Genomic DNA, 23997 nt, shown 5'->3' with positions numbered 1-23997 from the left:
CTGCCCGGGAGATGATGTGACCTACCTGTTCCAGATCCTGAACGGCGTCGGGCTCGGGATGCTCTACTTCCTCCTGGCGGTGGGCCTGAGCATCATCTTCGGGTTGCTGCAGTTCGTGAACTTCGCTCACGGGGCGTTCTACCTTCTTGGGGCCTATCTCGCCTACGAGGGCGTCGAACGGGGCCTGAGCTTCTGGGTTGCGATGCCGCTGGCCGCCCTCGTCGTCGCGGGGCTTGCGGCCCTGACCGAGCGGCTGCTGCTGCGGCGGGTCTACAAGCTGCCCCACACCTTCCACATCCTCGTCACCGTCGGGCTCGCCCTGGTGGTGCAGGAACTCGTCATCATCGTCTGGGGACCCATCGGCGGGAACGTCGCCCCGCCAGAGGACCTCAGCGGCGTGCTGATCCTCGGGGACTTCATCTACCCTGAGTACCGGCTCTTCGTGATCGGCTTCACGGCGATCCTGGCCGCGGGCCTGTGGTGGCTCCTCGATCGGACGCGCCTCGGCGCCATCGTGCGGGCCGGGTCGGAATCGCCCTCGAACATGGCGCTGCTCGGCTACGACACCCTGCGCATCAACACCGCCGTCTTCGCGCTTGGGGCCGGGCTGGCGGGACTGGCCGGGGCGCTCGCCGCCCCCATCCGCGGCGTCGAGCCGTTCATGGGCGTCGAGGCGCTGGGCATCGCCTTCGTCGTGGTGGTGATCGGCGGCATGGGCAGGTACGTCGGGGCGCTCGCGGCGGGCATCCTGGTCGGCGTCACACAGAGCCTGATGACCACCCTGTGGCCGGAAGGAGCCCGCCTCGTCATCTATCTCGGCATGGCCGCCATCATCATGGCGATGCCCCGCGGCCTGTTCGGCCGGGCGTGAGGAGGATCCCGCGATGATTTCCTTCCTCGACCGGCCCCTCGTGCAGTTCGGCCTCGCGGTCGCCGCCGTGCTGATCCTGCCGCTCGCCATGCGCTCCGGCACGCTGGCCTGCGAGATCCTGATCTTCGGACTGGCCGTCGCAGCCTGCAACCTGCTGCTGGGCTACACCGGCCTGCTTTCCTTCGGCCAGGGCATCTTTTTCGGCCTGGGCAGCTATGTCGCCGGTCTCGGACTCATCCGCGCCGGCCTGCCCGCCCCCGTCATGCTGCTGCTGTCGCTGGCCCTGGGCGCCCTCGTGGCGGCCGTCGTGGGCTGGGTCTCGATCCGGCGCCAAGGCGTCTACTTCGTGATGCTGACCCTGGCCTTCTCGCAGATGTTCTACTTCCTGGCCTACACCTTCAGCGGCATCACCGGCGGCGACAACGGTCTCCTCGACATCCCGCGTCCGCGCGTCGCCGGCACGGAGCTGGCCGATCCCTGGACCTACTACGCCTTCGTGGCCGTGCTTTTCCTCGTGGTCTTTGCCGCCCTGCAGCGGGTCGCGCTATCGACCTTCGGTCGCACCTTGCTGGCCATTCGCGACAACGAGGGCCGCGCCGGGGCGATCGGCTATCCGGTGCGCGCCTTCAAGGTCGCCGCCTTCGCGATCTCCGGGGCGGTCACGGCCTTCGCAGGTGCGCTGCACGCCATGCTGATCGGCGTCGCGCCGCTCTCGAACATCGACTATCACACGAGCGAGACGCTGCTGATCATGACGATCATCGGCGGCAGCGCGAATCTGTTCGCCTCACTCCTCGGGGCCGGGGCCTACCTCCTCGCCGCGGACGCCCTCTCGGCCATCTGGCCGCGCTGGCTCCTGCTCCTCGGGCTCCTCCTCATCGTCATCACCCTTTTCATGCAGCGGGGCCTCTGGGGTCTCATCGAGCGCGCCGTCGCCCTCGTGACGCGGACGCCGCCGCCCGGCGACCCCGCTCCCGACCGGCCGGTGGTGGCCGATCCCGAGGTCGCTCCTGTGGCGGAGGGCGCCCGCGCCCCGGAGGTCGCCCGATGAGCGCGCCGATCCTCGTCACCGAGGGGCTGGGCGTCCGCTACGGCAGCTTCGTCGCCCTGCAGGACGTCACTCTGCGCATCGCCGAGAACAGCGTCCACTCGATCATCGGCCCGAACGGCGCCGGCAAGACCACCCTGTTCCACGCGCTGACCGGGCGGATCGCCCCCTCGGCCGGGCGCATCGCCCTGGCCGGACGGGACATCACCCGCAGCGCCGACCACGAGCGCGTGCGCCTCGGCCTCGCCCGCTCCTTCCAGGTCACCAGCCTGTTCCCCACCTTGAGCGTGCGCGAGAACCTGCGGCTGGCCGCGCAGGGCAAGACGCCCTGGCAGGCCCTCGCCCCCTGGCGCCGGACCGAGGCGAACCGGCCGGCGCTGGCCATGGCGGAGGCGATGCTGGAGCGCCTCGATCTGGTCCGGGTAGCCCTGCGCGCCGCCGGCGAGCTCTCGCATGGCCAGCAGCGGCGCCTCGAAGTCGGAATGGCGATGGCGGCGGCCCCGAAGGTCATCCTCCTCGACGAGCCAACCTCCGGCATGGGTATCGACGACATCGCCGCGATGACGGCGCTGATCCGCGACCTCGGGCGCGACCACACCGTCCTCTTCATCGAGCACAACATGGGCATCGTCATGAACATCTCCGACACCGTGACGGTGATGCGCGCCGGCCGCGTGCTGGTGGAGGGGCCGCCTGCGAAGGTCCGCGACGATCCGGAGGTGCGGCGGGCCTATCTCGGCAACATGATCACCGGCGACCTGATGCCTGCCCGGGCACACGCCTCGTGAGCGGCCGGGTCGCCCTCAGCCTGGACCGGGTCCAGGGCTTCTACGGCAAGAGCCACATCCTCCAGGGCGTCAGCCTGGAGGTGCAGGACGGCGAGATCGTCTGCCTGCTCGGCCGCAACGGCGCCGGCAAGACCTCGACGCTGAAAGCGATTGGCGGCCTACTCGCTCCGCGCGGCGGCCACGTGCGCTTCCGCGGCACCGATGTGACGGACTGGCCCGCCCATCGCATCGCCCGGACCGGCCTCACCCTCGTGCCGGAGGATCGCGGCATCTTCAGCCTGCTCAGCGTCGAGGAAAATCTGGGCATCGCCGTGCGCAAGGGATCGCCCTGGGCCCTGCCGGACATCTTCCGGATGTTCCCGCGCCTGTACGAGCGCCGCCGCAACGGGGGTGCCCAGCTCTCGGGGGGCGAGCAGCAGATGCTGTCGATCGCCCGTGCCCTCCTGTCCGGGCCGAAGCTCCTCATGCTCGACGAGCCGGTGGAGGGCCTCGCGCCCGTCATCGTCGAGGAGATCGTGACCCAGATCCGGGCCATCCGGGATGCCGGGGTCCCGATCCTCCTGGTGGAGCAGAACCTCGCGGTCTGCACGAGCCTCGCGGATCGCCACTACATCCTCGAACTCGGTCGCGTCGCCTACGCGGCCGCCAATGCCGATTTCGTCGCCGACGAGGCGGCGCGCGACCGCTTCCTCGGCGTCAAGGCTGCGTGAGCACGCCCGCAGCCTGATCCCCGATCCTGAACAAGGCGCGTCCCATGCGTATCGTCACCGCCCGGATGAACCACGAGACCAACACCTTCTCGCCCCTGGCGACGCCGCTTGGTGCGTTCAACCCGCTCTGGGGCGCGGCGGCCCTGGGGGCGGGACGCGATAGCACCACGGCGCTCGGCGCCTTCATCCGGTTCGCCGAGGCGCGCGGCGCCACCGTCGCGGTGCCGGTCTCGGCCCATGCCAACCCGAGCGGGCAGGTGGCGGACGAGGCCTTCGAGACGTTGTGCGCGGCGATCCTCGACGCGGTCCGCCCCGGCTGCGACGCCATCCTCCTCGATCTGCACGGGGCGATGGTGACGGAGAGCCACGATGACGGCGAGGGCGAACTCCTGGCCCGCGTCCGCGCTCTGGCGCCCGGCGTGCCCCTGGGTGTCGCCCTCGACCTCCACGGCAACATCACCGGCCGCATGGTGGCGAACTGCGACGCCATCGCCGGCTTCAAGACCTACCCTCACGTCGACATGGCCGAAACGGGCGCCCTCGTGGCCGGCATCGTCGGGCGCATGCTCGACGAGGGTTTGGCGCCGCGCCGGGCCTGGGTCCATCCGCCGATGCTCGCCCACACCCTGCGCATGGACACCCGCGTCCCCGGCCCGATGCGGGCGGCCGTCTCCGCCGCCCGGGCGGCGGAGGCACGCCCAGGCGTCCTGGCCGCGACGATCTTCGGCGGCTTCTCCCTGGCCGACCTCTCCGAGACCGGCGTTTCCGTCACGGTCACGGCGGAGACACAGGACGCCGCCGATGCCGCGGCCCGCGACCTCGCGGCCGAGCTCTGGAACGCCCGCGAGGATTTCCTCTACACGGAAGCGCCACTCGGCACGTCCATCGCGGCGGCGCAGGCCGCGCTGTCCGGGCCCGGCGACGGTCCCGTGCTCCTTCTCGACCATGGCGACAACTGCATGTCGGGCGGCACCTGCGATGTCATGGATGTGCTCGCCGCCGCCCTGGAAGCGGGGCTGGACGGCATTCTTACCGGCCCGATCTGCGATCCGGAGGCCGTCGCAGCCCTGCACGCGGCGGGCGTCGGCGCCAGGGTCGAACTCGGTCTCGGCAACCGCGTGGCCCTGCCGGGCTTCCGACGCCAAGTTCCCCTTGCCCTCGCGGGCACGGTGACGGCCGTGGGCGACGGCGAGTACATCATCACCGGCCCGACCTACACAGGTCAGCGGTGCCGCATGGGCCGGGCGGCGGTGCTCGACACGGGGGCCGCCCATATCTTCGTCACGGAGGAGCCGCACGAGCCCTGGGACCTTGGCGTGTTCACGGGGCTGGGCCTCGACCCGGCCGCGGCCAGTGTGCTGATCCTGAAGTCGAGGATGTATTGCCGGCCGGTGTTCGAGCCCATCGCCCGGGCGGTGGTGGAATGCGCGAGCCGGGGCGTCACCAGTTCCGATTACGCGCTGTTCCCGTTCGTTAAACTCGCCCGCCCGATCTTCCCCCTCGATGCCGACGTGGCCTGGCCGCCCCGATGAGGACGCGGGAGGCGGACGGCCCGCCCGTGCCGATGCGGCGGATCAAGTTGTCGGACCAGATCGCGGAGGATCTCTGCAACCGAATCGCCCGAGAGCGTCTGGCGCCCGGCGACCGCCTGCCGAACGAGCGTGCCCTGATGCAGCATTACGGCTGCGCCAAGGGCACGATCCGCGAGGCCCTCAAGTCCCTCGAGGTCCAAGGGCTGGTCTCCATGCAGTCCGGCCCCAATGGCGGCCCGGAGATCCGCCCGATCTCGGTGGACGCCGTCGCGCAGCAGCTGCGCCGGTTCCTGCATTTTCAGGAGCTCGACTTCACCCAGGTCTATGCCCTGCGCCGCAGCCTCGAAGTGACGCTCGGCGTCAGCGTGGTCGGCCGCATCGGAGAGCCGGAGTTCCGCCGCCTGGAGGACAACATCGCCGCCTGCGAGGCCGCGAGCGCCGCCGACCACCGCAGCCTCGGCCGGATGGTCGAGGTCGATTTTCACGACATCCTGTGCGACGCGAGCGACAACCCGCTCCTCGCCTTCATGTGCCGGTTCCTGAACAGCCTGCTGCGGGACATGGTGGAGTTTCGCAGCGACAGTCTCACCGAGCACGAGGCCTTCGGCGCCCACAATCTCGCCAGCCACCGCGCCCTCCTGAGGGCCTTCCGCGCCGAGGACGCCGAGTCCGTCCGGCGCGAGATGCACGACCACATGTGCTGCGCCGAACACTTCATGCAGCGCCTCGATGCCAAATTCCGCAAGGATCTGCTGAGCTTGCGGACGAGGCCCGGGCTTCTCGTCCCTTGAATTCCATGGGAGAGCACCCAGGGCAGCGCGTCGCCCCCTTAGGCCTGTGATCGTATCGAGATTCTGCAATCCGCTCCCGTCCCCTCACCGTCGAAGAGGGACCGGACACGCCGAACGGCCGCGCGGTTTTGGAAGCTCGCTGACGGCGAGAGGAGTTGCAGGCCGATCCGGCGGAAACGCAAGCTCCGATGTCCGCTCTGGAAACGCAGCTCTCCATCATCGCACGACCGGAATGGGCGCGAAGCGGCCGGCTGTTTTTGACCGGTTGCGGCCGGTTCGCTTCGGGATTCCGATGATTGCGGGCCGGTTGCAGCAATCGAAATGCGCCGTGTGACGCTCCGCCTGACCTAACCTTTGGCAGCTGCGATCCGCAGCGGCTCGTTGCGACCCCGGATGGTGCGGACGCCCAACTCTGTCATCAGGATGTCGCTCGGCATCTTGCCGAGGCGGTCGAGTAGATCGCCGGAGATCACGACAGTCTCGCCAAGTTCCTTGGCCAGCCCTTCCAACCGGCTCGTCGTGTTGAGCGCGTCTCCGAAGTAGGCGATCTTGCGCCGTTCGAGCCCGATTTCGGCCGTCACGACCTGACCGCAGTGGAACGCGGCTCGGAAGGCCGGAACTTCGCCGAAGCGCGTTCTCCAGCGCTCAGCGTCCGCCTCGATCACGCGGAAGAAATCGAAAGCGCAGCGCAGACACGCCGCGTTTGGCAATCCTTGTTCCATCGACCAACTCACGAGAGCCATGTCTCCGACGTAGTCGTCGATGGAGCCACGGGAGCGTTGCACCGGAAGGGCGAGGGCGTTGAAGATCGCGCCGAGCCATCGCTGGGCGGCAAGGTCGCCATGTTGCTCCGCAAAGCGCGTCGATCCCGCCACGTCCAGAAAGAGGAAGATGCGCTCCTCCATGATCGGCCGGTGGTAGCGCCCGACGAGAAGACTCGCGAAGACCCGCGGCCCCATCAGGTCACGGACACGAAACACGAAGGTGGCGAGGGCGGAGATGGCGAGGGCGTAGGCAAACCCCGTCTCCGACATCCTCATCGCGACCTGGGCATTCGCCATGTAGCCGAAGCCATGATGCAGGATCGTGCCGGCGATCGCGTTACCGAGGATGATCATCCCGATGTAGGTTGCTACGGTCGCGACGGCGAAGATCGGCGTGGCGGCCCGGCGGATCAGATCGCGCCAGCGTCGGAGCAGGAGACCGCGCTCGTAGAGGAGGACGGGCGCCGCGATGAACGCACCGCGCACGGCGGAGACGAGCACATCGACCTCGAAGACGAGGCCGTAGAGCAGCCCGGCGACCGCTCCGACCGCGGGCGCGAGAAGCCAAGTACCGGTTCGGAATGCAGGCATCACCCGCGACTAGCGTAAACGCACGGGCAATGCAGCACAGGGCGTCGAACCGTCATCGGGCATAGCGGGTGAAGACGAAGTCATGACCCTTCACACGTGCCTCGTGGCAGGCGAAGCACGTCTGGTGCTGCGCCTCGTCGACGGGCTTGCCATCCACGAAGCGACCGAAGCCCCAACCGCCGGTCGCGGCGAAACGCTTGGCGTCCTTGACCATGACCTGGACCGTTGTGGCCGCGCCGGGCACGAAGGCCGGTTCGAACTCGGACGATTGCACATGCTGCCAAGCGAGCTTCACGAGGGTCGTGCCATCGGGGAAGGGCAGCGTGCCGGCCCGGTAGGCTCGTATGGCGGTCGGATTGCCGACGATCGCCCGTAATTCGTCGAGCGCTCCCGTCTCCTGGGCCACGCCGACGAGCTGCCACTCCCGATAACCTGCCGGCAGCGCGACACCAAAGATCGGCGAGGTCTCACTGCCTTTCGCCTCCATCTGCGAGGCGGCGATGCCGCCCAGTCCCATCACGGTGATCAGGCAGGCCAACCACAGGGGAGTCCAACGCATCACATCCTCCCGGATCAACCAAAGGTGGCGCTATAGAGGGACAGACCAGGCGTTTCGGCTTCGAGAACAAGTTCGTGCTCGGTGTAGGTCGTGCCGTCAAAGAGCGTGTAGAGCGTGGGCAATTCTATCGTGACGGCCTGATCGGGACCGCGATCCACCGCTACCCGTATCGTGGCGACGGTTGGGGCTGAGGCCACCATGTGAAGCTTGGCAGCCGAGAAGCGTACGCGTAGACGTCCTCGCTGCGAGCGCAACACTAGAGCTTCGCCCTCCCGAGCCCAGGTGCCGTCGAGCTGGTAGACTCCGTTCGGCGGTCCGGCGGTGGGCAACGTATACGTCGTCTCGCCTTGCCGCGGACGCTGAACACGGTCCTGAGGCGTCGGGTGCAGGGCGCCGAAGTAGATCTCCGGCGTCGCTATCGGCGCAAGGTCGGGATCGTCGCCCGTCGTCGCCACCGCGGGCGGCAAGCCGAGCAAGGCCCGGATCGCGCTTTCCATTTCGTGCGCATGGCCTTCACCTTCACGCTGCAGCACGATCCGGCCATTTCGATCCAGCAGATAGAAGGTGGGCCAAGCACGATTGCCCCACGCCGCCCACGTCTGGCTGCGATTGTCCTGGCCGACGGGGAAGCGGATGCCGAGTCTGCGCACCGCATCCGCGACGTTGGTACGGGCGCGCTCGAAGCCGAACTCCGGCGTGTGAATGCCGACGACCTGCAGGCCCTGCGTCCCGTACTCGGCCTGCCAGCGATTGAGATAGGGGACCGTCCGCCGGCAATTGATGCAGGAGTAGGTCCAGAAATCGACCAGGACGACTCGGCCGCGCAGCCCTACCAGGGTCAGTGGTGCCGGGGCGTTGAGCCAGTCGTCCAGGCCGACGAATTCGGGCGCGGCCGATGCGCCGGCTCCGATGGCGGGCAGGACAGCCGCCGCGGCAAGGGCGACGGCGAGCGTCTGAAGGATCGCGCGGCGATCGGACATAGCAACCTCGTCTGTGCGGACGAAAGGCTCACGCGGTGGCGACATCAATGACGGCCTGCGCGAAATCCCGGGGCGCCTCCTGCGGCAGATTGTGGCCGATGCCCCCCGTGACCAGCCGATGGGCGTAGCGACCCGTGAACTTCCTGGCGTAAGCGGCAGGCTCGGGATGAGGAGCGCCGTTCGCATCCCCTTCCATCGTGATCGTCGGCACGCCAATGACCGGTGCCTGGGCGAGCCGAGCCTCCAGTGCGTCGTACTGGCGCTCACCGTCGGCCAGACCGAGACGCCAGCGATAGTTATGCACGACGATGCTGACATGGTCGGGATTGTCAAAGGCTGGCGCGCTTCGCGCGAAGGTCGCGTCGTCGAACGCCCATCTGGGCGAGGCGGTCTGCCAGATCAGGCGGGCAAACTCCTTCCGGTTGGCTTCGTATCCCGCCCGGCCCCGGCTCGTCGCGAAGTAGAATTGGTACCACCAGGAAAGCTCGGCACGCGGCGGCAACGGCATCTTGCCCACCTCCTGGTTGCCGATGAGGTAACCGCTCACGGAGACGAGAGCCCTGCAGCGCTCTGGCCAGAGTGCTGCGACGATGCAGGCTGTGCGCGCGCCCCAGTCGAAGCCGGCAAGGACGGCTCGGTCGATCTTCAGGGCATCCATCAGCGCGACGACGTCGGTGGCGAGCGCCGCCTGCTGACCGTTGCGCACGGTCTCTTTGGCAAGGAATCGGGTCGTGCCGTAGCCGCGCAGGTAGGGCACGACGACCCGGTAGCCCGCCGCCGTCAGCACCGGGACGACCTCGGTGAAACTATGGATGTCGTAGGGCCACCCGTGCAGGAGGATGACCACGGGACCCGCAATCGGCCCCGCCTCGACGTAACCGACATCGAGCCCGCCGGCCTCGATCTGCTTCACGGGGCCGAAGCTCGCGGGCGTGACCGGATCGAGCGCTGTCTGAGCGAGCGCGAGATTGTGGCGACCGAACCCAGCGGTGGTCACGGCACCGAGCGCTGCGCCGAGCAGAAGGCGACGGTGTGGATTATCGGGGGCGTCGGACATGGGAAAGGTCCCTTCGTCGAAAGAGCACGGCCTGTATGCGTCGGTCCCGACGGCCGCGCTTTGAGAAGCCCTGGAGAGAATCTGGAGATCGCCATGATTTCTGCGTCGGAGGCCGTTGTGCTAGGGAGCCGCAACCAGCATACGGCCCTCCCGTGATCTACCAATTCGGGTCCTTCAGTCTCGATGTCGCCCGCCGTGAATTGCGTGAGGGCGAAGGCCTCGTGGCGGTCGAGCCGCAGGTCTTCGACGTACTGAAGTTCCTGATCGAGGCGCGCGACCGGGTGGTCAGCCGCGACGATTTGCTGAATGCCGTCTGGCACGGCCGCATCGTGTCCGAAGCGACCTTGAGCAGCCGCATCAACGCCGCCCGCGTGGCAGTCGGCGATACCGGTGCAGCGCAGCGGCTGATCCGGACCCTTCCGAGAAAGGGAGTCCGGTTCGTTGCGCGGGTCAACGTCATCGAAGGCGAGGATGGCGCTGCAGAGAGGAGCGCGGCTGCGCCCTTCGCTGGGCGTCGTCCCTCCCGGCTGCCTGCGCTGGCCGTTCTACCGTTCACGAATCTCAGCGGCGACCCGGCGCAGACTTACTTCGGCGAAGGCATGGCCGAGGAGATCATCACGGCCCTATCCCGCAGCAGCGGCTTGTTCGTCATCGCGCGTAATTCTTCCTTCACCTACCAGGGCGGGACAGCCGACGTGCGCCGGATCGGGCAGGAGCTCGGAGTCGGCTACGTGCTCGAGGGCAGCGTGCGCCGCGGGGCCGGGCGGCTGCGCATCACCGGCCAGCTCGTGGATACGGCCTCGGGCGCCTATCTCTGGTCTGAGCGCTTCGATGGTGACCTGCAGGATGTGTTCGACCTGCAGGATCGGGTGGCCGAGAGGGTCGCTGCCGTCATTGAGCCTACGCTCCAGCGCGCGGAGATCCGCCGCATCCAGCAGGAGACTCCTACCCCTCCCGACGCCTACGACCATGTCCTGCGCGCCTACGCGCAGCTGGGTGAGTTCACTGCGGCGAGCATGATTTCGGCGCTGGATCATCTCCAGCAAGCGCTCGCCTTGGACCCCCACTACGCCCATGCCCTGGCGGCTGCCGCCTACACGCGCGCGCAGTGCCATTTTCAGGGGTGGGCGTATCAGACGGAGGCCGACCGCCGAGAGGCCGTCAGCGCTGCGTGGCGCGCGATCGAGATCGCCCCGGAGGATGCCCAGGTGCTCTGGATGGCGGCCTTTGCCCTCTGGAACATGGCTGGCACCGAACGTGAGCGGGCACGCACGATCTTCCGTCGCTCGCTGCTCATCAACCCGAACTCAGCGATGGCATTGACGCTGACGGGCTGGATCGAGACGATGTGCGGCAATGTCCGCGAAGGGCGCGCGATGGTGCTGCGCGCGCAGGCGCTCAACCCGCGCGACCCACACGGCTGGCTTACGGCTGGCGTTTTGGCACTCGCCGCAATCATCGACGAGGATTATCCGGAAGCGATGCGCTTGGCCGAGCAGGCGCTGGCGCAGAATGCACGGTTTGCAGTGGCCCTGCGCGTCCTAGCCGTCGCACTGGTCAGGCTCGGCGAGGTCGAGCGAGCCCGTACCATCGCCGGCGAGCTGCTGCACATCGAGCCGGACCTGACCGTGAGCACGTTCTTCGCTCGCATCCCGATGCCTCTCGCCAGTATGGCGAAGGTCTATGCCGAGGCCTTGGGGAGCGCTGGTCTGCCGGAGTGAAAACAACGCGAAGTTCGAAGGTGAACGTGTATCGTGGTCACGAGGCACCTCTCCGGCGGAACACTCGTAATGTTCATCCGGCTGCGCCCTCACATCCCATCAGGGCATGTCCGCTCTGTGGAAGTGGTTCACCACCTCCATGGGACCCGTATGGGCGCACAGCAGAACGACGGCTCCGCAGTGTCGCTGTTAGCGCTAGGCTGATGTAGTCAATGGGGCTCGGGGAACACCACACGAAGATTCCAACAGCTTACCTCAGCTTCCCAAGCTGAATGTTATCGGTTCGATCCCGATCGCCCGCTCCCGTCAAATCCTTTTACAGATTGTGGTTTCTCGGCCCAGGAGCGGTCGAGGTGTTCCCCGAGTTCCCTTCGGTGTTCGGCCCTGAACCGGGCCTTCGACTAAGCGCTCATTGCTGACACGAGGCCAGATACGATCCGGTCTAGGAAGCAGACGTCCTTGAAAACGGGATCGAGAACCTATTGCAAACCTTCCCGCCTCAATGACGGCACGAGAGAGCAACCGCACCGGCGCCCCGCTCAGCCGAGCCCAAGGCCGCGGATGAGCAAGATGGCAGTGATCAGCAGTACGAGGAGAGAGGCGGTGACCGCCATCGTTACCCGACCGCCGACCTGTGCCAGCATACGCACATCCACCCCGAGGCCGAGCGCGGCCATCGACACGATCGTAAGGAAGCCGGCGAGGCGGGAGATCGGCGCGATCCAGGCGTCCGGGATCAGCCCGAGCGAGCGCAGGCTCGCCAGGGCCAGGAAACCGAGGATGAACCACGGAACGAGCTTGAAGAAGCCGAGCCGGCTCGGTGAGCTCCCCGGAGCGGCTTTGGCTCCCGCCGCCGGCAGGCGCGGGGCGAGGAGCGAGAGGGCCAGCACCACCGGCCCGAGCATCAGCACCCGAACCAGCTTGACCAGCGTGCCCACCTGCGTGGCGAGCGGGCCCACCGGGACGGTCGCGGCCAGCACCTGCGGCACCGCGTAGACGGTCAGGCCCGCCAGCACACCGTACTGATGCTCGCTGAAGCCGACGAGCGGCACGAACAGGGGCAGGCCCAGTACCATCAGCACGCCCAGCACGGCCGTGAAGGCGATGGCGGCCGCCACGTCCCGGCTGTCCGCCCCGATTACCGGCGCCACCGCCGCGATCGCCGAGTTGCCGCAGATTGCGTTCCCGCAGGCGATCAGCAGCGCCATGCGCACCGGCAGCCCCAGGGCACGGCAGAGGGCGCTGCTCGCCAGGATGGTCAGCGCCACCGCCCCGACGATGCCGGCCAGCAGCGCCGGACCCGAGGCGACGATGGCCCCGAGGCTCACCGCGGCGCCGAGCAGCGTGACGGCCACTTCCAGTACCTGCTTGGCCGAGAAGGCGATCCCGGCCTTGAAGCGCGCGCCCGGCACCCAAACGGTCCGCACGGCCGTGCCGATGAGGATGGCTAGCACGAGGGCCTCGACGTAGGGATGGCCGGTCAGGTGCTCCTCGCCGGCCTGCAGACCCTGTGCCACTGCGGTGATACCCAGGCACAGGAGCAGGCCCGGGAGCAGAGTGCCGGCTGTCCCGGCCCAGGCGGACGCCCGCCGCGGCCTCGTCGGCGCGGCCCCGGGCTGATCCGGCACGACAGTTTTGGCGATCATCGCGCGGCCTCCTGCTCGGTCTCGGCGCTCAGTAGGCCGCGCCGAGATCGGCGGCGATAGCCCTGGCCTGCCCCTCGGCGATCGACGCCCGGTAGACCTTGATCATCCTGGCGACCTCGGCGTCCCAGAAGGCCCGCGGGTCGATCTCGGTCGGGATGTCGGCGAGGTGGTCGCGGACGAAGAAGGCGTCGTTGGGCGTGATCGCGCCTTCGTCGAAGACCGCGAACGGTGTCTCCAGCTGCGGCGGGCGGTCATCTGCAGGAGCGGCCTTTTGCCCGGATTGGCGATGAGCCGCCGATCGCCGCTGCCGAAGGGCAGCGTCGCGGTGTCGCCCGCCCGTGCGTGCGGCACGTCCCCAACGGCGGCGAGAGCGCCGAGCGCGGTCAGCCGCATGAAGTCCCGTTTTCCGCGATCGGTCATCGCGCGCTCCTCGTTCAGGCGGTCGCAGCGGCGTTCCGTTTCGGCGCGCGCCATCCTCGAACGCGGGGCGACGCCTCAGAGGAGACCCCGGTCAGCGAAGGACCGAGAGGTAGTGGATGTCCTGCGTCAGGCAGGTCGAGAGGCGCCACTCGACCGGCCGTTCCTCGAGATCGATGGCGACGCGGTCGATCTCGAGGGCGGGGGTCCCGGCGGGCACCTGAAGCAACTCCGCCTCGCCGAGCCCGATCGCCACAGCCTTCAGGCGTTCGTTGGCGGTAGCGATCGTGATGCCGTAGCGGGTGGCGTAGAGGCTGTAGAGGGTGTTCGGCAGCTCGAGCTGGGCGATCCCCGGGAACAGGCCCGCGGGTACGCTGATCGTCTCGACCACGCACAGCTTGGCGTCGACGGCGCGCACGCGCTCGATCCGGACGACCCGGGCCGATCGCACGAGGTCGAGGCGCCCGCGCTCGTCGGCGCTGGCGGCCGCCTCCGCGATCCCCGTGACCCGGCTCGTGGGCATACCGGTGCCATCGCCGTCCGGCCGCAGCTTCAGGAAGCGGAAGACGCTCTGCTTGTCGTCATGATCGGCCACGAAGGTCCCGCGGCCCTGGCGGCGCACCAGCAGGCTGTCGGCGGTGAGCGCGTCGAGGGCCTTGCGCACCGTCCCCTGGCTGACCCCCAGCTCGAGGGCGAGCTGTCCCTCGCTCGGCAGGATCTGGCCGGGCTGCCAGACCGCATCGGCCAGGCGTCTCAGCAGCGTATCGTAGACCTGTCGGTAGAGCGGCCGGAAGCCGACCGTGCCGGCGCGTCCCGAACCTGCCTGCCCCTCGCCTGACCGTTCCATCGCGTGACGACGCAGAGCCCCATCCGTGGGTAGAGCGTCGAAGGATGTGTCCAGCACCTCTCCCTCCTCTCGCTTACGTGGCTCCGCCGACAGGAGCAATCGCAGGGTTTTCCTCCGCACAGGCGATCCGCGTCACAGCGCTCTGATCTCGGCGACGAGGGCTTCGGCCACATCGAGCCCCGCCTCGGCGGCGCGGCGGCGCAGCGCCAGACGGCGGCTGCCCGGGAGGCGGGCGCCGTCCTGCGTTTCAATTGCGCCGGCCAGCGTCGCGAAGCGCTCCGGCGCGTCCGGGCTGAGCGCCGACGCGTCGAGGGCGAGGATCAGCTGCCCGGTCCCCGGTGGGTCGCCCACGGCGTCGAGGAACGAGGAGGCTTCGCCGGCGAAGCGCGCGCCGACGAGACCGGCGGCGAGCAGCTCGACCATCAGGGCGAGCGCCGTGCCCTTCGCCTCGCCCAGCGGCGCCATCGTGCCGCCGAGCGCCGTCTTGGCATCGGTCGTCGGGCGTCCCTCCGCGTCGAGGGCCCAGTCCTCGGGGATCGGTTCGCCGCGCTTGGCCGCCCCGACGATGTTGGCGCGGGCCACCTTCGACAGGGCGAGGTCGACCACGATCGGCGCGCGGCCCGGCAGCGGGCAGGCGAAGGCCAGCGGGTTGGTGCCGAACACTGCCTGACGCCCGCCCCAGGGGGCCATCGCGGCGGGCGTGTTGGCGAAGAGCAGCGCGACGCAGCCCTGCTCGGCCAGGGCCTCGGCCGGGCGTCCGGCCGCGCCGCAATGGTGCGACCGGCGGATACCGGCTGCCGCAACGCCCTGCTGCCGGGCGAGGCCGGGCAGCGCCTCCAGGGCGAGATCGAGGGCCGGATAGGCGAAGCCGTGTGCGGCGTCGACTGCGAGCAGGCCGGGCCGCGGGCGCTCCGCCCGCGGGACCGCGTCGCCCACGACCTTTCCGGTGCGCACCTGCGCGCCGTAGGGTGCCACCCGCGACAGGCCGTGGCCCTTGAGCCCGTCCGCCTCGGCGCCGACCAGCGCCCGGGCGACGCTCCGCGCCGCGGCCTCGGCCGTGCCGCAGCGGATCAGAGCCGCCTCGGCGAGGGCCTCCGCCTCCGACAGAGTGAGGTTCGGCACGGTTCAGCGCTCCATGAGATGGCGGCGGACGGACTGCGCCGTGACGGCGGAGACCCGCACGTTCGATTCCTGCGTCACCCCGGCGATGTGCGGGGTCAGGATCAGGTTCGACACGTCCGCGAAGAGGGCGCCCGCCGCCGCGTCGAGGGGTTCCTGGTCGAACACGTCCAGCGCCGCGCCGCCGAGATGCCCCGACCGCAGGGCTTCCGCCACGGCGGCCTCGTCCACCACGCCGCCCCGGGCCGCGTTGATCAGGATCGCGCCCTCGGGCATCCGGGCCAGCGCCGCCGCGTCGATCAGGTCGCGGGTCTGATCGGTGAGCGGCACGTGCAGCGAGAGCACGTCGCTCTGGGCGATCAGGGCGTCGAGCGCCTGTCGCTGCACGGGGCCGTAGGCCGGGTTCCAGGCCGGGTCGCCCTCAGCGACGAAGGGGTCGTGGGCGGCGATCGCCATGCCGAGGGCCGCAGCCCTCTGGGCGGTCTCGCGGGCGATGGCACCGAAGCCCACGAGGCCGAGGCGCTTGCCGGAGATCTCGCGGCCCATCAGGGCGTTGCGCGGCCACGTGCCGGCCGCGACGCTGGCCGTGGCCCCGTAGGCGCCCCGCAGAAGCAGCATCGCGGTGGCGACCACGTACTCGGCGACCGCAACGTCGTTGGCGCCGGTCGCCGGGTAGACCGCGATGCCCCGCTCCCGGCAGGAGGGCACATCGATGTTGTCGAGGCCGACGCCGAGGCGACCGACCACCTTGAGATCCCGGGCGGCATCGAGCAGGGCGCCGCGCACCTGCGTCCGATTGCGCACGATCAGGGCGTCGGCCTGCGCCGCGGCGGCGGCGAGATCCCCCGGCCGGTCGACGAGGCCGGGATCGTACAGGACGTCGAATCCGGCGAGTTCGGCCGTGATCGCCGCCTCGTCCATGAACTCGCTGATGATGACCTTGGGCATGGAGCGTCTTTCTCAGGTCGCCGGCACGGCAGCCGGGAGCGGGCGGCGGAAGGCCGCCGGCTCGCGGGCGGGGATCGCGTCCGCCGCCTCGTCCTCGTCGTCGAGGAGATCGAGATTCGGGGTGATGCGGCCGTCGAGCACCGCCTGGGCGTGGGCGAGGTCGATCTTGCCCTCCCAGCGCGCGATCACCAGGGTCGCCACCATGTTGCCGACCGCGTTGGTCACGCATCGCAGCTCGTTCAGAATGCGGTCCACCCCGATGATCAGCGCAATGCCCGCCACCGGCAGAAGCTGCGAGGCTTGAAGCGTCGCAGCCAGCACGAAGAGGATGGCGCCCGCCACGCCCGCGACGCCCTTCGAGGTCACTAGCGCGATAGCCAGGATGCCGAGCTCCTGCTCCCAGGTCAGCGGCACATTGAGGGCCTGCGCGATGAAGCCGATCGCCATGGTCAGGTAGATGCAGGAGCCGTCCATATTGAAGGACAGGCCTGCCGGCATCACGAGGCCGGTGACGCTCTTCTCGACTGCGAGCCCGTTGAGCTTGGCCATGATCCGCGGCAGCACCGATTCCGAGCTCGTGGTGCCGAGCAGGATGAACAGCTCCTCGCGGCTGTAGCGGAGCAGCTTCCACAGGCTCAGACCGACATAGAACCGCATCACGCCGCCGAGGAAGACCGCGATGAACACGATGAAGGTCAAGTAAAGCGAGACGATCAGCATTCCGTACTGGGCGAGGATGCCGAGCCCGAACTTGCCGATGGTGAAGGCCATCGCGCCGAAGGCTCCGATCGGCGCGAAGTGCATGATCAGGCCGACCACCTTCATCAGCACGTCGCCGAAGGCATGAACCACCTTGAGCGGGAACTCGCCGCGCCGGCCCAGCATAGCCAGACCCATGCCGACAAGCACCGAGAAGAACATCACCTGGATCAGATCGCCCTTGGCGAAGGCGTCGACCGCGCTGTGCGGGATGATGTTGGCGATGATCTCCATCGGCGACTGCGCGTGGGCCTTGCCGGCGATGCCAGCCACCAGCTTGGCGTCGAGGCTGTCGACGGTGGCGTTCACGCCGTCGCCCGGCCGCAGCAGGTTGACGAACAGGAGGCCCGCAGCGAGCGCCACCGTGGTGGCGACTTCGAAGTACAGGATGGTCTTCAGGCCCATCCGGCCGACGCTCTTCATGTCGCCGACATGCGCGATGCCGACTACGACCGTGCAGAAGATCACGGGGGCGACGATCATCTTGATCAGGTTGATGAACATGTCGCCGAGGATCTTGCAGCCTACCGCGAAGTCGGGCGCGACCACGCCGACGCCGATGCCCAACGCGATGCCAAGCAGAACCTGGCCGTAGATCGACCGAAGCAACCTCATGCGTTCCTCCAGAATGACCGGACGGAGGCCGCCGCGGTTTCGCCCGCGGTCGTGCGCTCCATCGTGGTCCTGACCCCGTGGCGTCGGGACCGCCCCCGCGGACCGGAGCGCGGTCCGCGGGGGCGGGACTTGTGAGTCGACGACTTGCGCGTCAGGCGCTGCGGTAAAGCTTCGTCATCACGAATTCCCGGTGACCGAGGGCCTCGGCCGCCGTGAGCCGGCCGTTGGCGGTGCGCACCACCATGTCGATCAGCGCGTCGCCTGCCTGGGGGATGGTCATCTCGCGGGTGAGCACGCCCGAGACGTCGACGTCGATATGCTCGCCCATGGTCCGCACGGTCCGGGGATTGCCGGTGATTTTGATCACCGGGACGATCGGATTGCCGATGACGTTGCCCTGACCGGTCGGGAAGGTGTGGACCACGTAGCCGGCCGCCGCCATCAGCGTGACGCACTCGGCCGCCGCCGAAGACGTGTCCATGAAGTAGAGGCCGGGTCCCTTTGCAGGGGCCTCCGCAGGCTGCAGCGCGTCGATGAACCGGCACTCGTGCCCGATCTTCTCGAGGTTGCCGAGCGCCTTCTCCTCGATGGTGGTGAGGCCGCCCGCGATGTTGCCCTTGGTGGGCTGCGAGTCCGACAGATCGTCGGTCTTGTGGGCCTCGATCACGTCGTCCTGATAGGCCTTCCACATCGTGTACCATTTGTCGGAGACTTCAGGGCTGATCGCCCGCTCCCGACAGAGATGCTCCGCGCCGGTGATCTCGGAAGTCTCGCCGAACACCCCGTAGATCCCGTGCGGGATCAGCTTGTCGTACATGTTGCCGACCGTGGGGCAGGAGGCGAGGCCCGTGGTGGTGTCGGACTCGCCGCACTTGGTCGAGACCCAGAGATCGGTGATCGGGCATTCCTCGCGCTGGAGCTCGGTGGCCCACTGCACGAAGCGCTTGGCCTGGTAGCTCGCCTTGGCGACGATCGCGATGTCGCCGTGGCCCTCAATGCCGAAGCCGACCACCGGCTTGCCGGTCTTGGCGATGCCCTCGACCACGCGGTTGGTCCACTGGTCCTCGATGCCGATCACCACGACGGCGGCGACGTTCGGATTCGAGCCGATGCCGATCAGGGTGCGGAAGTGGAGATCCAGATCCTCGCCGAACTGCAGCCGGCCGTAGGCGTGGGGCAGCGCCATCGTGCCCTTCACGTTGTTGGCGACCGCCTCGCAGGCGGCATTCGAGAGATCGTCCAGCGGCAGGAGCACGACGTGGTTACGCACGCCGACCCGGCCGTTCTCCCGGCGCCAGCCCATGAAGGTGGCGGACGTGTAAGTCTCCGAGGCGCGCTTGGTCGCGAGCGCCTTGGTGGCGAGCTGATCGGGCGCACCGCCGACGAAGGGGGTGGCGATCTCGTGTTCGAGCTGAGCGGCTTCCTTGAACATCGTCACCTCACCAGCGCTTCGTCTTAACGTTGTGGACGTGGACGTGCTCGCCCTTGGCGACGTCCTTGATGACCTTGCCGATGTCCTGGCCGTACTTGATGGCCGTATCGCCGGCCTTCAGGTCGGTGAGCGCGACCTTGTGGCCGATCGGGATGTCGTGGCGGACATGGACCGCGAAGGTGGTGTCGTTCTCGGTGACCACCCCAAAGGCGTCGGTGTTCGCGCTCAGGCCCTCGATCACCGCGACGGCGACGTTGTCCTGGGGGGAATGCGCGAGGAGATGCGGCTTGCGGTGCCCCTCGCCGGACGCGGCGTGGCTGCTCATGCGGTCCTCCTGGTAGCTGTCGTCGGCTTCTTGGCGGCGACTAGTCTTATATAAGACCTATTAAAGTTGGGCGTCAACGGCCGATCAAGGGAGGGGAGCGAATTCGTCGATCTGACAGTTCGAGCGTTCAATGGCTCCGAGGCCGCAGGCGTCAGGATTCAAGCAGCCGACTCAAGCTGGTGATCCAGTCGATCGAACGGGCCCCCAAGCGACCGGACCCCACCGCGCTCGTAGCAGGCGGCGAGGGTGCGTGATGTGTCTGGACCGCCGGTCCCAGCGCGCAACCGATGCAACCTGCCAACGTCGTTGCGAGCAGTCCGCAAGGATCCAGTTCCCGACCCGCTGTGCTGTCCCGCATCTTGTCGCGCACGGTCAGTCTTATATAAGATACATTCTTGTGGGATCCTGTTTAAGGCAGGACGCTGGCCGGGAGGACGAGGATGATAAGCGTGCCCGCGCAGGGCATTGGCCGGGCAGGGCGCCCGCGGTGAACGAGACGCTTCTCCTCATCCTGTGTGTCGGCTGCGCCGGCGTGATCTCGGGCCTCACGGGCTTCGCCTTCGCGCTGATCGCTTCCGGCACGCTGCTGTCGATCCGCACGCCCGTCGAGGCGACCGCTCTAGTACTCGTCTGCAGCATCCTCTCGCAGGTGATCTCGATCCTGCGGCTGCGCACCTGGCCCCCGCGGGGCACCGCCGTCGCGATGATCCTGCCCGGCCTCGTCGGAGCGCCGATCGGCATCCATCTGCTTCACGGTCTGGATCCACGCTTCATCAAGGTCGCGATCGGTGCCTTCCTGGTCCTCTACAGCGGCGGCATCTCCCTGTTGCGCGCCGATTACCGGGTGGGCTTCGGTAATTCATGGAGCGACGGCGCGATCGGCTTCCTCGGCGGCGTGTTGGGCGGCATCGCGGGTCTGTCCGGAGCCCTGCCAACGGCCTGGAGCCTCGTGCGCGGCTGGGAGCCGCGCACCCAGCGGGCGGTCTACCAGTCCTTCACCCTGGTGATGCAGGTCTGGGCCTTCTCGATCCTCGTCTACCTTGACCCGATCCCGCCCGAACTCGTCGGCGACCTGGCGCTGGCGCTGCCCGTGGTGCTGGTGAGCGTGCTCGCCGGTCTCTCGTTGTTCGCCCGGATCGACCAGCGGCGCTTCCGGACCCTCGTCCTCGCGCTGCTCGGGGCGATCGGGCTCACCACCACCGCCTTGGCGCTGCCCGGCCTGCTGCAGGGCTGAAGCCGGCCGCCGTTGCGGGTCAGCTCCCAGGCTTGCCGTGGACGCCCGCGAAGATCAGGTCCTTTCAGCTGTCCGGGCGGCGGCGGATCGTGCCGGTTCGGGCCATGAAGTCCGCGAGCGTGCGCGCCTTCGGATTTCTGGTGTTCATCAGGAGCGGCACGCTGTTCATCGCCGATCGGCCGCCCGTCCTTCGTCTCGCTAGACGGAACATACGACGCAGGCCCTTCGGCGGGTTCGAGGGACACACCGTGCTTGATCTGCAGCCGCGCGACCGAGAAGGTGGGTCATGGCCCGCAAGCGCATCCACCTGACGACCGACATCCTGGCCGATGCCCTGCATCGGCTCGGTATCGGAGCCGCTGCGGTCGACCGCGAAGCCTTGCGCCTTCGCATGGGCTTGCCCGAGCACGACGGATTCGTCGAGGACGAAGCGGTCGCGGCCGCTCTCCGGGATGGCGATGCACGACGTGCCTTCGTCGAGACCGGTGTCGCGGCCCTTCGTTCCGCCATCCCGGCGCTGCGGTCCGAGCCTCGGCGCGACGATGACCTCGTCTGGCGGCTGCGGATGAGCATCCCACTCCTGGACGATGGCCGCCTCGATCTCCGCCTCGACGTTCCGCCAGACGAGGCTGCGGCGGAGATCCTGGAGGAGATGGCCTTGGGCAACGACCCGGCCCGACGGCTGGGCGACCTGCGCGCGGCTCTCGCGGCGACCGCCGCGCAACACGAAGGCCCGTTGCGCCGGACAGTCGCCCGGCTCCGCGACCAGATCCGCGACGATCTTCACGAGACCGGCGCGGATGCGCCGACCTACATCGCCCATCTCGATCGATCGCTCCGCTCAAGGATCTTCACGCCGTCGCCGAATCTCGCCCACGCCATCGGCGACACACTCAAGACCGTCCGCACCCGGGCGAAGGTGGTGGCGCACGAGGAGGCCGGCCGGCGGCGCCTGCGCGACCGGGTCGGCTTCGGCGGCTACATTGACAAGTTCGTGCCCGCCCGCCGGCTGAACCGGCGGATCGTCTTCCACATGGGCCCGACCAACTCCGGCAAGACCTATGCGGCTCTGGAAGCGTTGGCGAAGGCGCCGAGCGGCACCTATCTCGCGCCGCTACGGCTGCTCGCGCTGGAGAACTACGAGGCGCTGCTGGAGCGAGGGCTGCGTGCCGGCATGGTCACCGGCGAGGAGGTTCTGGGCGAGGCCGACCCCAGCCACACCGCGCGCACCATCGAGACGGCGGATCTGCGCCGCCCGGTCGAGGTCGCGGTGATCGATGAGATCCAGATGCTGTCCGATCCCGATCGTGGCTGGGCCTGGACCAACGCGCTGTTCGGGATCCCGGCCAAGACCGTCATCGTCTGCGGCTCGGACGATGCCCTGTCGCATGTCCGCCGCGCGGCGGAGGCGGCCGGTGAATCCCTCGACGTCGTCACATTCGAGCGCAAGACGCCGCTGGTCGCACTCGATGCGCCCGTCCCGCTCGAAGCCGTTCAGCCGGGAGACGCCGTCGTCGCCTTCTCGCGCCGCGCCGTGCACGAGATCCGCGAGACCCTGGTGGTGGCCGGGCGCAGCGTCGCGACGATCTACGGTGCCCTGTCGCCGGAGGTGCGCAGGGCCGAGGCGCGACGGTTCCGCGACGGCGAGGCGGAGGTGCTGGTCACCACCGACGCGATCGGCATGGGCCTCAACCTCGGGCCGCTCAAGCGCGTGATCTTCTCGGCGGTCACGAAGTGGGACGGCACGACCACACGCTCGCTCACCAACCCGGAAATCCGGCAGATCGCCGGCCGCGCCGGACGCTTCGGCCATCAGGACGAGGGACACGTCTCGGCGACGGACGACGCGAGCCTCGGTCCGATCCGCGACGCGCTCGCCGGTGCCCCGACGGCCCCCGCCGCCGACACCCGGTTCTACGTCAGGCCGGACCTGATCGCGATCGAGGCGGCGGCCCTGGAACTCGGCACCGCATCGCTTGCCGACGTGCTGACCCACTTCTCCCGCACGACCTTCTACGACGGCTCGCCGTTCCAGCCATCCGAGATGGAGGAGGCTCTTGAAGCCGCGCGGGCGGTCGACAAGGCGCGGCTCCCGATCCGTGAGGCTTTCGTCTTCGCGGTCGCCCCGATCGACCGGCGCGACGCGACCTCGACAGCCGTGCTCGAGCGATGGGTCCAAGCCCACGCGGCGGGCGTGTTCGTCCCCGCGTTGCGGGCCAGCGTCGATGGCGAACTCGGCCACCTCGAGCGCACGGTCAAACTCGCCGCCGCCTATCTCTGGCTGGGTCGGCGCTTCCCCGACACGTTCGACGAGGTCGAGGCGACCAAGGCGTTGCGCAGCCGTGCCAACGCAGCGATCGAGGCGCAACTCCAGAAAACCGCGTCGAACAGGGTCGCCGCGTAGTCCGGCTCATCGTGGCCTCGGGCTCCGTAGCGGCCCGGCTCGCTGCTTCGCGCTGCCGCTGGTCGGGCAAGGCCCACGCCAGCGTCCAGCCCGGCATACCGGCGATCGTGATCACCCGCCCCGTGCTCGACGCTCTGCTTCCTTGCTGCAAGCGGTGCGATGCCGCGGTCGCTGGCGATCTCCGAGCGCGGTTCCACCTCATGAGGCAGCGGAGCTCGGACCGCTCGGCACCTCGAGCGTACCTTCGTCAGCGGGATCCATGCCGGTCTTCTTCGTAGCAGACACCCATTTCGGCGATACGGCGCTCGTGCGCCGTCGCCGCACCATGTTCGGGTCGGTGGAGGAGCATGACGAGGCGCTGATCGGCCGATGGAACGCGGTCGTTTCCGATGGCGACGAGGTCTGGCACCTGGGGGACTTCGCGGCTGACGCAACGCGCGAGCACTGCGCCGCGGTGTTCTCCCGGCTCAACGGCATCAAGCGCCTGGTGCGCGGCAACCACGACACGAACCGGGTGCTGGAACTCCCCTGGGCCGCGCCGCCGGTCGAGACTGCCCGCGTCACCGTCGAGGACGACAGCGGCCAACCCTGGCGGCTGTTCCTGTCGCACTATCCCCACAGGAGCTGGCCGGGGTTCTGGCGCGAGACTCGGCACCTCTACGGCCACACGCATGCCTGCCTGCCCGACACGAGCCGCTCGTGCGACGTCGGAGCCGATGCCTGCGACTACCGTCCGATCGACCTCTTCGCCGCCCTCAGGCGCCAGGCTGCGGCGGAGCAGGCACCGGAGGAGATGGCGCTCCGTGGCCTGCGATAGGCCGCGATGGCCGGACCGCATT

At 68.7% G+C, this 23997-nt stretch carries 21 protein-coding genes, 1 tRNA gene and 1 pseudogene; 11 read left to right on the top strand and 12 right to left on the bottom strand.

The window, feature by feature from the left end:
* Positions 1-16: 16 nt before the first annotated feature.
* The 6 genes from ACLBXP_RS09455 to ACLBXP_RS09430 are packed head-to-tail and all read left to right on the top strand — an operon-like array spanning position 17 to position 5740.
* Positions 17-871, top strand: a complete 855-nt coding sequence (locus ACLBXP_RS09455; RefSeq protein WP_447667383.1) for a branched-chain amino acid ABC transporter permease — start codon at positions 17-19, stop codon at positions 869-871.
* A gap of 13 nt (positions 872-884) precedes the next feature.
* Complete coding sequence (locus ACLBXP_RS09450) at positions 885-1922, top strand: branched-chain amino acid ABC transporter permease (RefSeq protein WP_447667382.1); 1038 nt, start codon at positions 885-887, stop codon at positions 1920-1922.
* Positions 1919-2707 (top strand): ABC transporter ATP-binding protein, encoded by a 789-nt coding sequence (locus tag ACLBXP_RS09445; RefSeq protein WP_447667381.1) that lies wholly within the window; start codon positions 1919-1921, stop codon positions 2705-2707. The genes ACLBXP_RS09450 and ACLBXP_RS09445 overlap by 4 nt, the downstream gene beginning before the upstream one ends.
* Complete coding sequence (locus ACLBXP_RS09440) at positions 2704-3417, top strand: ABC transporter ATP-binding protein (protein ID WP_447667380.1); 714 nt, start codon at positions 2704-2706, stop codon at positions 3415-3417. The genes ACLBXP_RS09445 and ACLBXP_RS09440 overlap by 4 nt, the downstream gene beginning before the upstream one ends.
* Positions 3418-3461: 44 nt before the next feature.
* Positions 3462-4949, top strand: coding sequence for a M81 family metallopeptidase (locus ACLBXP_RS09435; protein WP_447667379.1), 1488 nt, complete (start codon positions 3462-3464; stop codon positions 4947-4949).
* A 47-nt stretch (positions 4950-4996) separates the two neighbouring features.
* Positions 4997-5740, top strand: a complete 744-nt coding sequence (locus tag ACLBXP_RS09430) for a FadR/GntR family transcriptional regulator (protein WP_447667378.1) — start codon at positions 4997-4999, stop codon at positions 5738-5740.
* Between the two features lie 347 nt (positions 5741-6087).
* Here the strand turns inward: ACLBXP_RS09430 and ACLBXP_RS09425 are convergent, their stop codons facing one another.
* Genes ACLBXP_RS09425 through ACLBXP_RS09410 form a run of 4 tightly spaced genes read right to left on the bottom strand, consistent with a single transcriptional unit; the run spans position 6088 to position 9691 of the window.
* A complete protein-coding gene (locus ACLBXP_RS09425) occupies positions 6088-7095 on the bottom strand; it encodes an adenylate/guanylate cyclase domain-containing protein (protein ID WP_447667431.1) in 1008 nt (335 codons plus the stop codon).
* Between the two features lie 52 nt (positions 7096-7147).
* Positions 7148-7612: a cytochrome P460 family protein gene (locus ACLBXP_RS09420; RefSeq protein WP_447667430.1), complete on the bottom strand. Its 465-nt coding sequence runs from the start codon at positions 7610-7612 to the stop codon at positions 7148-7150.
* 56 nt (positions 7613-7668) lie between these two features.
* Positions 7669-8634: a redoxin family protein gene (locus ACLBXP_RS09415; RefSeq protein ID WP_447667377.1), complete on the bottom strand. Its 966-nt coding sequence runs from the start codon at positions 8632-8634 to the stop codon at positions 7669-7671.
* A 28-nt stretch (positions 8635-8662) separates the two neighbouring features.
* Entirely contained in the window at positions 8663-9691 is a 1029-nt protein-coding gene (locus ACLBXP_RS09410; protein WP_447667376.1) for an alpha/beta fold hydrolase, read from the bottom strand.
* A gap of 152 nt (positions 9692-9843) precedes the next feature.
* Between ACLBXP_RS09410 and ACLBXP_RS09405 the strand changes: the two genes are divergently transcribed.
* A complete protein-coding gene (locus ACLBXP_RS09405; RefSeq protein ID WP_447667375.1) occupies positions 9844-11412 on the top strand; it encodes a winged helix-turn-helix domain-containing tetratricopeptide repeat protein in 1569 nt (522 codons plus the stop codon).
* A gap of 199 nt (positions 11413-11611) precedes the next feature.
* Positions 11612-11714: transfer RNA gene (locus ACLBXP_RS09400), tRNA-Gly, on the top strand.
* Between the two features lie 237 nt (positions 11715-11951).
* Here ACLBXP_RS09400 and ACLBXP_RS09395 read toward each other — a convergent pair.
* From ACLBXP_RS09395 to ACLBXP_RS09360, 8 genes and pseudogenes are all read right to left on the bottom strand, one after another.
* Positions 11952-13058, bottom strand: a complete 1107-nt coding sequence (locus ACLBXP_RS09395) for a YeiH family protein (protein WP_447667374.1) — start codon at positions 13056-13058, stop codon at positions 11952-11954.
* 127 nt (positions 13059-13185) lie between these two features.
* Positions 13186-13478 (bottom strand): annotated as a pseudogene (locus ACLBXP_RS09390) (molybdopterin-dependent oxidoreductase); the annotation flags it as partial.
* A 91-nt stretch (positions 13479-13569) separates the two neighbouring features.
* Positions 13570-14379, bottom strand: coding sequence for a GntR family transcriptional regulator (locus ACLBXP_RS09385; RefSeq protein WP_447667373.1), 810 nt, complete (start codon positions 14377-14379; stop codon positions 13570-13572).
* 75 nt (positions 14380-14454) lie between these two features.
* Entirely contained in the window at positions 14455-15444 is a 990-nt protein-coding gene (locus ACLBXP_RS09380) for an Ldh family oxidoreductase (protein WP_447667372.1), read from the bottom strand.
* Between the two features lie 3 nt (positions 15445-15447).
* The gene (locus ACLBXP_RS09375) at positions 15448-16389 is read right to left on the bottom strand and encodes a hydroxyacid dehydrogenase (protein WP_447667371.1); all 942 of its coding nucleotides are present in this window, start codon (positions 16387-16389) and stop codon (positions 15448-15450) included.
* 12 nt (positions 16390-16401) lie between these two features.
* Positions 16402-17763, bottom strand: a complete 1362-nt coding sequence (locus ACLBXP_RS09370) for a cation:dicarboxylate symporter family transporter (RefSeq protein ID WP_447667370.1) — start codon at positions 17761-17763, stop codon at positions 16402-16404.
* Between the two features lie 151 nt (positions 17764-17914).
* Positions 17915-19195: a UxaA family hydrolase gene (locus ACLBXP_RS09365; RefSeq protein WP_447667369.1), complete on the bottom strand. Its 1281-nt coding sequence runs from the start codon at positions 19193-19195 to the stop codon at positions 17915-17917.
* A gap of 7 nt (positions 19196-19202) precedes the next feature.
* Entirely contained in the window at positions 19203-19520 is a 318-nt protein-coding gene (locus tag ACLBXP_RS09360; protein ID WP_447667368.1) for a UxaA family hydrolase, read from the bottom strand.
* Between the two features lie 487 nt (positions 19521-20007).
* Between ACLBXP_RS09360 and ACLBXP_RS09355 the strand changes: the two genes are divergently transcribed.
* The 3 genes from ACLBXP_RS09355 to ACLBXP_RS09345 all read left to right on the top strand — a co-directional run bounded on the left by ACLBXP_RS09355 (position 20008) and on the right by ACLBXP_RS09345 (position 23975).
* A complete protein-coding gene (locus ACLBXP_RS09355) occupies positions 20008-20754 on the top strand; it encodes a sulfite exporter TauE/SafE family protein (protein ID WP_447667367.1) in 747 nt (248 codons plus the stop codon).
* A gap of 286 nt (positions 20755-21040) precedes the next feature.
* On the top strand, positions 21041-23158 hold the full coding sequence (locus tag ACLBXP_RS09350) for a helicase-related protein (protein ID WP_447667366.1): 2118 nt from the start codon (positions 21041-21043) through the stop codon (positions 23156-23158).
* Positions 23159-23417: 259 nt separating this feature from the next.
* The gene (locus ACLBXP_RS09345; RefSeq protein ID WP_447667365.1) at positions 23418-23975 is read left to right on the top strand and encodes a metallophosphoesterase; all 558 of its coding nucleotides are present in this window, start codon (positions 23418-23420) and stop codon (positions 23973-23975) included.
* The last annotated feature ends 22 nt before the right edge of the window (positions 23976-23997 follow it).

It is taken from the genome of Methylobacterium sp. A54F, assembly GCF_053346035.1.
This window is presented reverse-complemented; position numbering and strand designations above follow the sequence as displayed.

Excerpts from the sequence above, each read along its gene's own strand:
- ACLBXP_RS09450 (WP_447667382.1), top strand. The coding sequence starts at position 885 with ATGATTTCCTTCCTCGACCGGCCCCTCGTGCAGTTCGGCCTCGCGGTC.
- ACLBXP_RS09445 (WP_447667381.1), top strand. The coding sequence starts at position 1,919 with ATGAGCGCGCCGATCCTCGTCACCGAGGGGCTGGGCGTCCGCTACGGC.
- ACLBXP_RS09435 (WP_447667379.1), top strand. The coding sequence starts at position 3,462 with ATGCGTATCGTCACCGCCCGGATGAACCACGAGACCAACACCTTCTCG.
- ACLBXP_RS09425 (WP_447667431.1), bottom strand. The coding sequence starts at position 7,095 with ATGCCTGCATTCCGAACCGGTACTTGGCTTCTCGCGCCCGCGGTCGGA.
- ACLBXP_RS09420 (WP_447667430.1), bottom strand. The coding sequence starts at position 7,612 with ATGGGACTGGGCGGCATCGCCGCCTCGCAGATGGAGGCGAAAGGCAGT.
- ACLBXP_RS09415 (WP_447667377.1), bottom strand. The coding sequence starts at position 8,634 with ATGTCCGATCGCCGCGCGATCCTTCAGACGCTCGCCGTCGCCCTTGCC.
- ACLBXP_RS09410 (WP_447667376.1), bottom strand. The coding sequence starts at position 9,691 with ATGTCCGACGCCCCCGATAATCCACACCGTCGCCTTCTGCTCGGCGCA.
- ACLBXP_RS09395 (WP_447667374.1), bottom strand. The coding sequence starts at position 13,058 with ATGATCGCCAAAACTGTCGTGCCGGATCAGCCCGGGGCCGCGCCGACG.
- ACLBXP_RS09375 (WP_447667371.1), bottom strand. The coding sequence starts at position 16,389 with ATGCCCAAGGTCATCATCAGCGAGTTCATGGACGAGGCGGCGATCACG.
- ACLBXP_RS09370 (WP_447667370.1), bottom strand. The coding sequence starts at position 17,763 with ATGAGGTTGCTTCGGTCGATCTACGGCCAGGTTCTGCTTGGCATCGCG.
- ACLBXP_RS09365 (WP_447667369.1), bottom strand. The coding sequence starts at position 19,195 with ATGTTCAAGGAAGCCGCTCAGCTCGAACACGAGATCGCCACCCCCTTC.
- ACLBXP_RS09360 (WP_447667368.1), bottom strand. The coding sequence starts at position 19,520 with ATGAGCAGCCACGCCGCGTCCGGCGAGGGGCACCGCAAGCCGCATCTC.
- ACLBXP_RS09350 (WP_447667366.1), top strand. The coding sequence starts at position 21,041 with ATGGCCCGCAAGCGCATCCACCTGACGACCGACATCCTGGCCGATGCC.
- ACLBXP_RS09345 (WP_447667365.1), top strand. The coding sequence starts at position 23,418 with ATGCCGGTCTTCTTCGTAGCAGACACCCATTTCGGCGATACGGCGCTC.